The organism is Oceanobacillus piezotolerans (assembly GCF_003665065.1).
GTDB lineage: Bacteria > Bacillota > Bacilli > Bacillales > Amphibacillaceae > Oceanobacillus > Oceanobacillus piezotolerans.
Map to the genome: position 1 here is coordinate 25,763 of NZ_RCHR01000008.1, position 12,652 is coordinate 38,414.

The 12,652-nt window shown below is 36.9% G+C and carries 7 protein-coding genes; 1 reads left to right on the forward strand and 6 read right to left on the reverse strand.

The genetic code is table 11. The annotated features are described in order from the left end of the window. Positions 1 to 29: 29 nt before the first annotated feature. The 6 genes from brnQ to glgB form a co-directional block, all read right to left on the reverse strand. Entirely contained in the window at positions 30 to 1,388 is a 1,359-nt protein-coding gene (brnQ, locus tag D8M04_RS17380) for a branched-chain amino acid transport system II carrier protein (protein WP_121524689.1), read from the reverse strand. A 209-nt stretch (positions 1,389 to 1,597) separates the two neighbouring features. Beyond that, complete coding sequence (locus D8M04_RS17385) at positions 1,598 to 4,027, reverse strand: glycogen/starch/alpha-glucan phosphorylase (RefSeq protein ID WP_121524690.1); 2,430 nt, start codon at positions 4,025 to 4,027, stop codon at positions 1,598 to 1,600. 14 nt (positions 4,028 to 4,041) lie between these two features. Continuing rightward, positions 4,042 to 5,472, reverse strand: a complete 1,431-nt coding sequence (locus D8M04_RS17390) for a glycogen synthase (protein WP_121524691.1) — start codon at positions 5,470 to 5,472, stop codon at positions 4,042 to 4,044. 27 nt (positions 5,473 to 5,499) lie between these two features. Beyond that, positions 5,500 to 6,606 (reverse strand): glucose-1-phosphate adenylyltransferase subunit GlgD, encoded by a 1,107-nt coding sequence (glgD, locus tag D8M04_RS17395; protein ID WP_121524692.1) that lies wholly within the window; start codon positions 6,604 to 6,606, stop codon positions 5,500 to 5,502. Beyond that, the gene (locus tag D8M04_RS17400) at positions 6,606 to 7,757 is read right to left on the reverse strand and encodes a glucose-1-phosphate adenylyltransferase (RefSeq protein ID WP_281277140.1); all 1,152 of its coding nucleotides are present in this window, start codon (positions 7,755 to 7,757) and stop codon (positions 6,606 to 6,608) included. Before D8M04_RS17400 ends, glgD begins: the two co-directional genes overlap by 1 nt. Then, positions 7,754 to 9,664, reverse strand: coding sequence for a 1,4-alpha-glucan branching protein GlgB (gene glgB, locus D8M04_RS17405; protein WP_121524693.1), 1,911 nt, complete (start codon positions 9,662 to 9,664; stop codon positions 7,754 to 7,756). Before glgB ends, D8M04_RS17400 begins: the two co-directional genes overlap by 4 nt. 564 nt (positions 9,665 to 10,228) lie before the next feature. Here glgB and pulA point away from each other — a divergent pair. Continuing rightward, positions 10,229 to 12,394 (forward strand): type I pullulanase, encoded by a 2,166-nt coding sequence (pulA, locus tag D8M04_RS17410; protein WP_121524694.1) that lies wholly within the window; start codon positions 10,229 to 10,231, stop codon positions 12,392 to 12,394. Positions 12,395 to 12,652 lie beyond the last annotated feature (258 nt).

Here is a 12,652-nt window from a genome sequence, read left to right on the forward strand (position 1 = left end):
CTCCATTTTAGAGACCGGGTTTTTCTTAACTATGCTTCTTGCACTGAGAAGGCTTTTTGAATACGTGCTACTATACCAGTAATAACAATCACTATTAATGCAGGTGCTAGCCATCCTAAACCTTGATTATAAAGCGGTAATACTTGTCCATAGAAAGTAAGGATTGAATCCAACCAACCAAAGTAGGCGATTTCTAGTGAATCACATAATGCTTTCAGCCCATCGACAATACTGATTAAGAGTGTCACAATAGTCGTTGCTACATATACCATACGTGCATGGTTAAATAGTGGTGAAAGAAATGCAAGCAGCATAATAACAATAGCTAATGGATATAAGAACATTAATACCGGAATAGAGAAAGTAATAATATTAGCAAGTCCAAAGTTTGCAATCACAAATGAAAATGTTGTAAAGATAACAACCCATGTTTTATAACCAAGTTGAGGTAAAAGTTTATGGAAGTATTCTCCACAAGCTGTAATCAAACCAATCCCAGTTGTCAAACATGCCAGGATAATGGCAACTGCTAACAGAACCAACCCTAAGTTACCAAAATAATGGGAAGCTGCACCACTTAATACAGGACCACCAGTATCAAATAATCCGAGTACACCAGTGCTTGTAGCTCCTAAATAAGCAATACCAACATACAGAGCACCGAGTATAACAATTGCAATAACCCCAGTCTTCGCTGTAGCTCTAAGAATTTCACCTTTAGAAGTAACTCCGTAGGATTTCACGATGTTAATCACAATAATAGCAAATACTAAGGAAGCTAGTGCATCCATTGTATTATATCCTTCAATGAACCCCTTCATAAAAGCTCCGCTTGTATACCCTTCCTCTGGCGCTTGGATAACTCCCATTGGATTTACAAATGCTGTAATTAAGAGAATTGCTAGTAACAATACGAGTGCTGGTGCTAGGATTTTTCCTATGTTATCAACGAGTTTCGTAGGATAAAGTGAAAATACTAGAACAAGTGCAAAAAACAAAAATGAAAAAAGTAATAGGGACCACTGTAAAGACGCTCCAGGTATCATTGGCGCAATCCCTACCTCAAATCCTACCGTTGCAGTACGTGGAATAGCAAAGAATGGTCCAATTGTTAAATATAGTAACGAAGTAAAAAAGATTCCATACGCTGGATGGACACGACTGGATAAATCTTGAAGATCACGACTTCCAGAGAATCCGATTGCCAAAATTCCAAGCAATGGCAATCCCACACCAGTTACTAGAAAACCAAATGCTGCTGGCACTATATTTGTTCCAGCATATTGACCAAGTTGTGCCGGGAAGATTAAGTTTCCCGCTCCAAAGAATAATGCGAATAACATTAGGCCTATAGCCAAATATGAAGAAAAGGATAGTTTGTCCTTCATGTTGAGTTCCCCCTGATTCAATTAATTTTCCCAAAAGCAATACGCAATATATTAGATGAGTTCAATAATACTATTTTCCCAAATAAAATGCAATATATTAGTGTAAATCTTTTATTAATTTAATAATAGAGCGAATCTTCTACTAGTTATATTTATTAGAAAGTATATAAAACAGAAAAGGAACAGCTATTCGCTGTTCCTTCCTTCTATTACACTTGATTAATCTTCCATATATCAGTAGCATACTCTTTTATTGTCTGATCACTCGAGAACTTACCGGAATGTGCAATATTGATAACACTCATATTTAGCCAGTGTAATCGATCTCGATAGGCTCTATCAACAAGCTCATGCGTTTCTAGGTATGGCTCAAAATCCTTTAGTACAAAATAAGAATCATTATGGAAGAGAATATTATAATAAATATCCTTAAATTCGATATCGTGAATTCCAAACTCTCCTTGGTTCAACTGATCTAAAATCCGCTTCACACGATCATCTTTATTATAAATATCGCGGGCATTATATCCCCCATTTTGATAATAATCCAATACTTCATCAGCTGTTAACCCAAAGATAAAGATATTTTCTGGTCCAACTAAATCATGGATTTCTATATTTGCTCCATCCATAGTTCCCAGCGTAAGCGCTCCATTCATCATCATCTTCATATTACCAGTTCCCGACGCCTCTTTACTTGCCGTGGAAATCTGCTCACTAATATCGGAAGCAGGAATAATTTTCTCAGCAAGACTAACATTATAATTTTCTAAGAATATAACTTTAAGTTTGCCTTGTATTTCTTTATCATAATTTACAATCGAAGCAACGGTATTGATTAACTTAATCACTTCTTTTGCTAAATAGTAACTAGGAGCAGCCTTTGCTGCAAAGATAAACGTTCTCGGGGTCAAATCTTGATTAGGATTATCCTTTAATTCATTGTATAGATAGATAACATGAAAGATATTTAGCAATTGGCGCTTATATTCATGAAGGCGTTTAATTTGTACGTCGAAAATCGACTTCTCATCAACTAGAATACCTGTTTGATGATGAATATAATTTGCTAAAGCGATTTTATTATTGCGTTTCACTTCATCAAATTTCTCTAATAAAGCCTTGTCGTTGGAATGCTTTAATAAGCGAATTAACTGTTTCGGCCGATTAATCCATTGCGGACCAATCACATCCGTTATTAAGCCGGCAAGGTGTGGATTGGCTTGAAGTAACCACCTGCGATGTGTAATTCCATTTGTCTTGTTGTTGAATTTTTTCGGGTAAAGTGTATAGAAATCCTTCATTTCTTTTTTCTTTAGAATTTCAGTATGAATTCTAGCAACACCATTCACACTAAAACTTCCAACAATAGCTAATCTTGCCATATGTATTCTATCATATGCAATTATAGCAAGTTCAGGGATTTTATCACGAAGCTCCTCATAATCAAACCATATCTTTTTACAAAAACGTTCGTTTATTTCATCAATGATCATATAAATACGGGGCATGAGATTTTGAATCATATCCTTAGGCCAGGTTTCCAATGCTTCACTTAGTGTAGTGTGGTTTGTGTAAGCAAAGGTTCTCGTAGTTACCTCCCAAGCCGAATCCCAACTCATACGTTCCTCATCCATTAAAATCCGCATCATCTCAGGGATTGCTAAACTTGGGTGGGTGTCATTGATTTGAATAACGACTTTCTCTGGTAATCGACTAACTGGCATTTTGTTTGTCTTTTTAAATTGCTTAATAATGTTTTGGATACTGGAGGATACGAGAAAATACTGTTGCTTTAACCTTAGTTCCTTACCCTCGTAGCTTGAATCATCAGGATAAAGGAATCCTGAAATCTGCTCGATAGAATGGTGATGATCAAGGTCATGGTAAAAGGCACTTTGGTCACCTTGCGACCTTGCATCATCTTGAAAAGCGGGCTCCGCACTCCAAAGACGCAACGTATTCACTACTTCATTATTGTACCCAACCACTGGCACATCATAGGGAACTGCCATAACCTTATCCGTATTTTCATATTTAAATTCAAGCGTGCCGTCATTTCGTTTAAACATATGTACTTTTCCATGATACTGGATTACAACCGCTTCTTCTTCTTTGCGTATTTCCCATGGATATGGTTCTTTAAGCCAATAATCAGGAAGTTCTACCTGGTTTCCATGGATAATTCGTTGCTCAAATAAACCATAGCGGTACCTTATACCATAACCATGACCAGGATAACGCAGGGAGGCTAAGGAGTCTAGAAAGCATGCTGCTAATCTCCCTAATCCCCCGTTCCCTAATCCTGCATCATGTTCTTCCGCAAATATTTCCTCCGGCGAGAAACCCAATTCGTTTATTGCTTCTTTTGCAGAAGCTAACATTCCGCAGTTTAGTAAATTGCTTTCCAGCAGTCTGCCAATCAAAAATTCCATTGATAGATAATAGACTTGTTTGTAGCCCGTCTTCTCATAATGCTTGTTCGTATTAAACCAGTTAGGTAGAATTTCTTCGTTAACAACGGAAGATAGAGCATAGAAAATTTGCTTATTTGTTGCATCATTTACATCTATTCCATTTTCAATGATTAAGCGATTAACTATTTTCTCTTTTAAACGTTCACTAGTTAATTGTTGCAAGGAACCATCTCTCCTTATCCGTATATTGGAGTGGGTACTAATTGTTCATATAGATCTCTGTACTGAGCAGCTGAATCCTTCCAACTAAACTGACCCTTATTCACATTTTTAATTAGTTGCTGCCAATGAATTGGCTCATGATAAATTCTTAAAGAGTAGTTCAATACATGAAGTAAGTCATGGGCATTATAGTTAGTAAAGGTAAACCCATTTCCTTCTCCTGTTAATTCATTATAGGAAGTTACGGTATCTTTTAATCCTCCTGTTTCTCTTACAATTGGCACTGTTTTATACTGCAGGGCAATTAATTGTGAAAGTCCACAAGGCTCAAATTTAGAGGGCATTACAAAGAAATCTGCACTTGCGTATAACTGACGAGCCAAGCCCTCATCAAACGTTAAAAGCGCTGCTACTTTGTCTGGATAACGACTTGCTATATCCGAAAAGTATGCTTCAAATTCTTGCTCCCCAGTCCCCAGAATAATAAACTGTACCTCTTTCTGGAGAAATTCATCCAATATATGCTGAACAAGATGTAATCCTTTTTGCTCTACTAATCTCGATACAATAATATAAAGAGGCTTACCCAAATCCATATCAAATAATAATTTTTCTCCTAGAGCCAACCTGTTTTCTATCTTTTTGGATCGGGCTGAGCGATAATTCACAGCAATATAGGGATCTGTTAATGGATTGTAATCCTTTGTATCTATCCCATTTAGAATACCTACAATGTCTGCTTTTCTTTGATATAGAATTGGCTCTAATCCTTCACTATAAAACGGGTATTTAATCTCCTCCGCATAGGTCGGACTTACAGTGGTAATCTTATCCGCATGAAACAGTGCAGCTTTTAAGCAATTCAGCATCCTGTTCCATTCCATTCCACCCATATGCTCTCTATCCAAATTAAAAAAGTCTTCAAAAGTGTCTAGTGGCATTATTCCTTGATATTTAATGTTATGAATCGTAAAAACAGTTTTCATTTCATCAATCGGTTTTAAAATATTTGCAAGCATCACACTTACTCCAGCCTGCCAATCATGTGCATGAAGTATATCCGGTTTAAAGTCGATATGCTTTAGCCCTTCCACCACCGCATGAGAGAAATATACAAAGCGTTCCCCATCATCGTAATAACCATAAATGCCCTTTCGTGTAAAATAATAGTCATTGGAAACAAAGTAATAAAGAATCTGATTATATTTTAACGTGTATATGGATGTCTCCTGTGTACGCCAACCAAGTTCTACATCGAAAGAGGTGAGATATTCCATTCGGTTTTTCCATTCTTCAGATATTTCATCATATAATGGAAGGATAACACGTACTTCTAATCCATCATTCTGTTTCAAAGCTTGTGGAAGAGACCCTACCACATCTGCTAAGCCTCCAGTTTTGATAAAAGGTGCACACTCTGAAGCCACAAACAATACGTTCTCCATCTCATATCTCCCCTTTCCTCTAAAGGTTTAAATCGTTTGTCTTTTCGCGACGACATATGGTTTATCCTTTGTACCAATAATCGTTTGACCCTTGGTTACGTGTACATCCTTATCTAAAATCACATTCTCCAAATACACATTCTCATCAATCTCACATCTTTGCATGATAATAGAATTCTTTATCTTTGCACCTCCTTTTACCGTCACCCCCCGAAATAAGATACTTCCATCTACTTCTCCTTGAACTCTGCAGCCATTTGCAAGCAGCGAGTTATTTACTTCGGCATTGCCATGATATTTAACAGGAGGATTATTAGATACCTTTGTTCTTACAAAGTTTTGTTTTAAAAATAATTCCCTATAATTATCTTCTGATAATAGTTTCATATTATGGTGATAATAGCTTTCAATTGTATTGATAAAGGCACTGTATCCACCATAACGATAGGTTTGAACTTTTAAATCTCCTAATTTTTCTTTGATGCCATGAGCAAAGAAATGGGGATGGTGATACGCAATACAGTAATCTACTAACTCTAAGAGTAAATCTTTATTTATAATATATACTCCGGTAAAGATATTTGGATTCTTTCTGTCGTTAGTTATATTCTCCACCCAACCTAAATCGTCCGCTTCAATACGGAAATAGGGGGTATGCTCATCCTTCTGTTCTTCAACTCTAGTAGAAACCAGCGTTATATCTGCCTGTCTATCTATATGCATTTGAAAGGCTTCTTTATAGTCTGTATTAGCAATAAATTGACTGCCGCTAATAAGAACATAATTTGATTTTCCCCTATGAAAGTAGTCACGATTATTGTGAAAGAATTGTAAATCCCCCTTTGACACATCACTCGGGTCGTTCCAATCAGGGGGAAGAATAAACAAACCACCATTTCTGCGATCGAGATCCCAATTCTCTCCTGTACCGAGATGGTCCAATAAGGATCGATATTTAGAACGGGCGAAGATAGCAACCTCACGAACATTGGAATTAACCATATTTGTTAAAGTAAAGTCAATTAATCGATATCTGCCTGCAAATGGTAGCGAGGCACTGTTGCGAAAATAAGTCAGCTCATTGAATATGTGGTGCTCATGTTCAAGATTAATCAATCCCATCATCGTGTTCATCACTTCCCGCCTCCAGTCATTGCCAGCATTCCATCCAGAATTTCCTGATTTAGTACGACAGGATCATCCTTCTCATTGATTCGTATATTCGTTCCCTCAGGTATTTCTGTATTTTCCATGACGATTACTCGCTCAAGCACAGAGTTTCTCCCTACTTTCACATTGGGATGCAAGATAGATTGGTTAATCAGACAGTCTCTCTCCACTAACACGTTATGGAATAAGACCGATCGATTCACCGTTCCATAAACAAAACAACCGGAATTCACGAGTGAATCATTTACAACTGCACTTTGACTAATATGTTGTGGAGGATAATTCGAATCCTTTGTAAAGACTCTCCAATTCGTATTCAAAGCTAGTCCCCAATTTTCATCAAGTAAATCCATATTTGCTTCCCAGTAGCTTTGAATCGTACCTACATCCTTCCAGTATCCTTCAAACTGGTAGGCAAATAAACGAAGTTCATCTGCCAGCATAGCTGGAATGATGTCCTTACCAAAATCATGACTAGAAGATTTTTTCTTCGCATCTATTAGTAGATATGCCTTCAACGTCTCCCATGTAAAGATATAAATTCCCATTGATGCTAGATTGTTTTGTGGGATGGCAGGTTTCTCTTCAAACTCATATATACGCAAGCTATCCGAAGTATTTAAAATCCCAAAGCGAGATGCTTCAGCCCAAGGCACCTCAATGACAGATATCGTTGCATCTGCTTTTGTTTGCTTATGTTGTTCCAATAGCTTTTGATAGTCCATGTTATAAATATGATCTCCTGATATGACCAGAACATATCTAGGATTATATTGATTGATAAAATGAATGTTCTGATAAATAGCGTCCGCTGTACCAGAGTACCAATCCCCGCCATTCTTAGCTGTATATGGGGAAAGGACAGTCACTCCACCATTTCTGCGATCCATATCCCATGGTTTCCCGTTTCCGATGTGCTTGTTAAGTTCAAGCGGTGAGTATTGTGTTAAAACTCCTAGTGTTTCTATATTAGAATTCGCACAATTACTCAATGTAAAATCGATAATTCGATATTGCCCACCAAAGGGGACCGCTGGTTTTGCAATATGATGTGTTAATGCTCCTAATCTTTTTCCCTCTCCGCCTGCTAACAACATACCTACACATTCCTTCAATCTATTGACTCCTCCTCATTCATTTTTTTAAATATAGTAATTGCCAATGGGGGTACCATTATTTTGATATGCTGGGCTAATCCATGCCATTTCTCCGGGAAACTGAAATGACGATCTTTATTTACTTGTCCTGATCCCCCATATTGCTCTTTATCAGAGTTAAATATTTCTTGATATAATCCAGATTCTGGAACACCGATTTTATAGTCATAGTAAACATTTGGTGTAAAGTTACAGACTATAATAAGTTCTTCTTTTGATTTATTACTTTTTCTTCTAAACGCAATGATACTTTGATCTACATTATGAGGATCTATCCATTCAAATCCGTTGGGATCATGATCCAATTCAAATAATGCTGGATGCTCTAAATAGAAATGATTTATTGTTTTTATATAAGTGTAGATTCCATGATGAAGAGGATATTCTAAAAGATGCCAATCAATTTGTTCCTTGTCTTTCCACTCTGCGTATTGTCCCACTTCACCTCCCATAAATAATAACTTCTTACCAGGATGTGCAATCATATATCCTAACAGCAATCTTAAATTGGCAAATTGCTGCCATTGGTCACCTGGCATTTTATCGAGAAGAGACTTCTTCCCGTGCACCACTTCATCATGTGAAAGTGGTAATAGAAAGTTTTCTGAATAAGTATACATATAAGAGAATGTAAGTAAGTTATGATGCCATTTACGATGAACAGGGTCTTTCTTCATATATTTCAACATATCGTTCATCCAGCCCATATTCCATTTATAATTGAACCCTAAACCGCCTGAATAAGTTGGTGCGGTTACCAATGGAACATCTGAACTATCTTCTGCCATCATTAAGGTTTTCGGATGATAGGAGAACACAACTTCATTCAATTTACGAATAAATGCGATTGCTTCTAAATTCTCTTCTCCGCCATATGAGTTATATATCTTCTCTTCGAAGTCAGGGCGATCAAAATTAAGATAGAGCATACTTGCAACTGCATCAACTCTTATTCCGTCTACATGATATTCTTCTATCCAAAATAAAGCATTGGATATTAAAAAGCTTTGCACCTCCGGCCTGCCAAAATCAAAGGTTAATGTTCCCCATGATCTTTTTTCTGCCTTTTTTGGATCTGCATACTCATACAGAGGCTCACCATCAAATTCTCTAAGTGCAAAATCATCTTTACAGAAGTGCCCTGGAACCCAGTCCATGATGACACCTATATCATGCTTATGACATTGGTCAATAAAATATTTAAAATCTTCTCGTTTCCCATATCTCGAAGTCACGGAAAAATAACCTGTAATTTGATAACCCCATGAAAGATCAAAAGGATGCTCCGCTAGAGGTAAGAGTTCTATATGCGTAAACCCTAGTGTTTGGACATAAGGAATTAACTCATCAGCTAATTCACGATAAGTATAGTAAGCTCCATCTTCTTTTTTCTTCCAAGAACCTAAATGAACTTCATAGATATTAATAGGAGATTCATACGGATTATATTGCTTTTTCCTTACCTGCCAATCGGAATCCTCCCATTTATAAGTAGAGAATTCTGGAGTAAGCGACGCTGACTTCGGTCTTAACTCACTTTGTTTGGCATAAGGGTCTGCCTTCATCCTTACTTCTCCGGATTTGGAGATTATCCTGTATTTATAAGGCATATTGGGAGCGATATCTGTAAAGAACCCCACCCAAAGCCCTTCATTTGTGATTCGCTCGAGAGCATGCATGCAACCATCCCAGTTATTAAAATCACCTGCAACGAATACCTCTTTTGCATTTGGTGCCCATACAGCAAAACGAAATCCTTTAACGCCTTGATATTCAATGGAATGACACCCTAACATCTGGTGGCTGCGATAATTCGTCCCTTGGTGAAATAAATATATATCCTGCTCCGAAATTTGATAAGCCACTTAGCGACATACCTCCTTCATTATCTATTAAGTGAAGATCTTACCAACCATTTTCATGGAACGAACATAGTGTTTATCCTTTATTAATCCATCCTGCCTTTCGTGGGGTAAACAAAATATATGTATATTGAATCAAGATAAATTTAATCAAGATAAATTAATTATAATCTGAATAATTATTCACTTCAATACGGAATCGTACTAATTTTTTCGACAATTCTTACACTTTTCTCCAAATTTACACCTTTTCTGTCGAATCGTTTAAAGATTTCTTTACAAACAATATTTGTTTAAAAGAGTGAAAATTCGGCTATCATTCTTTTAGGCAGGCAATCTATCTTTTTGCCTAATTAAAATTTAGGTTTCGCTCAAAAGCCATTTTTTCACACATATCAAATTCATTATATTTCCATTATTTAAACAGGAACATATACTATACTACAGAGGGTAGGGCGAAGAGCTCCAGGGATAGGAGAATATTGAAACTTAAGTCCCTACCATTCCATTAAAATCACTTTTAATTTGATATTGATTACATTACCTACCCCAAAGGAGTTGCTTTCTGTGAACACTCATATTGCATGGATAGATGACATCCATGAGTTAACGGTTATTGGTGATTTAGTAACACTGAATCATAAACAGGATAATCCAGTCATTTATTTTAAAGGACAGAATAGATATTACCAGGCACATGTAGATGAGAAGATAAATGAATCGACAATAAAGATTCGCTATCACGATGAACTTCCAATAGGAGAGGAATTAGCTCTCATATGGGATGACATTAAAATACCAATCTACCCTGGAGCAATTGTGCGAACCCAATGGTTTGATGAGAAATATTCCAATATAGATGCAGTATTAGGAGCAACATGTCTGCCCTCCTCAACCATCTTCTCTATTTGGGCACCTACAGCAACCTCCATCAAGCTTTTGATTGGAGAAAATAAGAGCCATTTCCTTGTGAAGAAGGATAAAGGGTTATGGGAGCTGACTCTGGAAGGAGACTGGCATGGATACACCTATCAGTATGAAGCTCAGATTAATGGAGAGACGAGAATTATAAATGATCCTTATGCAAAATCATTATTAGCTAACAGTAAAAAAGCTGTCGTTCTTAATTTCGCAAAAACAAAACAATTCAATGAGCCATATCATCGCCCATCTGTTAAAAACTTACAAGATGCGATTATCTATGAACTACATGTAAGAGATGCTACGATTCAGGCTTATGCTGGTGTGAAAAACAAGGGGAAATTTATTGGATTGACAGAAAGGGAGACCACAACTGAGAATGGATACTCAACAGCCCTGTCTTATATTAAAGAGTTAGGCTGCACCCATGTACAGTTGCTTCCTATTAATGATTTCGGCCGTGTAGATGAGCTTTCCAAAAAACCATCCTATAATTGGGGATATGACCCTTTATACTTTCAAGTACCCGAAGGAAGCTATGTTACCACTCCAGAGGATCCAATTGTGAGAGTAAATGAGTGTAAGGAAATGATTCAAGCTTTCCATCAAGAAGGTTTATCCGTCATACTGGATGTTGTTTATAATCATGTTTTTATTATGGAAGAATCGCCGTTTGAGCAACTCGTTCCTGGGTATTATTTCAGGTATCACTTAGATGGAATACCTAGCAATGGAACTGGAGTTGGAAATGATATTGCGACAGAAAGAAGAATGGTTAGGAAATTTATCTTAGATACCATTGACTTATGGCTCCGCGAATATAAAGTGGATGGATTTCGGTTCGACCTAATGGGAGCAATGGATATCGAAACGATGTCTCAAATTGCAGAGCGCTGCAGAAAAGAGCCCATACCCATTATGCTTCTTGGGGAAGGTTGGGAGCTTAACACTGCCTTGGCATCAAATCAAAAAGCAACAAATCGAAATTCCAGTCAGCTAAGAGAGATCCATTTCTTTAATGACTTCTTCAGAGATACATTAAAAGGAAATCTATTTTACAACGAGGATACTGGATTTGTAAATGGTAATGGCAAGTTTATAGAAAGGTTGCCACATCTAGTTTCTGGTTCTTCTTTAGAGCAATATGGAATTCCTATTGTATCTGATGTTTCCCAAACCATTAATTATGTGGAATGCCATGATAACCATACTCTTTGGGATAGACTAATGCTTACGAATCCGGATGATAGTGAACAAACAAGAAAGAAAATGCATCAGCTGGCTACTGGGATAACCTTATTAAGCCAGGGGGTTCCTTTTATTCATGCTGGTCAAGAATGGTTTAGAACGAAACAAGGAGTGGAAAACAGCTACATTTCCGATGATGAAATAAATCAGTTAGATTGGAAGAAAAGAGAAGAAGAAGCAGAGAATATCGACTTTGTGAGGGAGCTAATCCAATTAAGAAAGCAATACCATGTATTCCGATTAGCATCTAAAGAAAGCATCCAAAGAAGACTGCATATTTTAGACACCAAGAATCCTGTATTTGGTTTTACCTTATTAGGGGTAGAAGAGGACTTTTCCATTTATATTAATCCAACCAAGAACAGCTATTCCCTGCACCTTCCATCTCCTGGCATCTGGCAGGTCGCAGTCTCCAACGATATTGCAAAACGCCATACAAAGCCATTAATCCTAGGTGAATATACAGATATCAATGCCCTTGAATTAATTGTATTTGTAAAAAATCGTAAAAAAGTAGATCCTAAAGAGAAACTCGAATCAACAGGAATTTTACATGCCCGTTAACTAAGAGAAGATTGAATCTATTAGATAACTTGCCACTCGTCATACCTTTGGGTAAATGCCTTAGTTACACTTATCCATATAAGAATGTTTTTATACTTTCTTATCTGTAAACAAACGTTTGTTTGAATGAAAAGCCTTCACCTTGCCTTGCCGTTGTTCTTAATTAATTCAAATATGCTATACTAGATTTATAATTTGATTATAAATGCCCGTTCTCTTATTGGAGTTAAAACTCGCCATTTAAAAGGCAGTATATCC

Coding starts and splice junctions, on each gene's coding strand:
- glgD (WP_121524692.1), bottom strand. CDS start 6,606: ATGAACACGATGATGGGATTGATTAATCTTGAACATGAGCACCACATA.
- brnQ (WP_121524689.1), bottom strand. CDS start 1,388: ATGAAGGACAAACTATCCTTTTCTTCATATTTGGCTATAGGCCTAATG.
- D8M04_RS17390 (WP_121524691.1), bottom strand. CDS start 5,472: ATGGAGAACGTATTGTTTGTGGCTTCAGAGTGTGCACCTTTTATCAAA.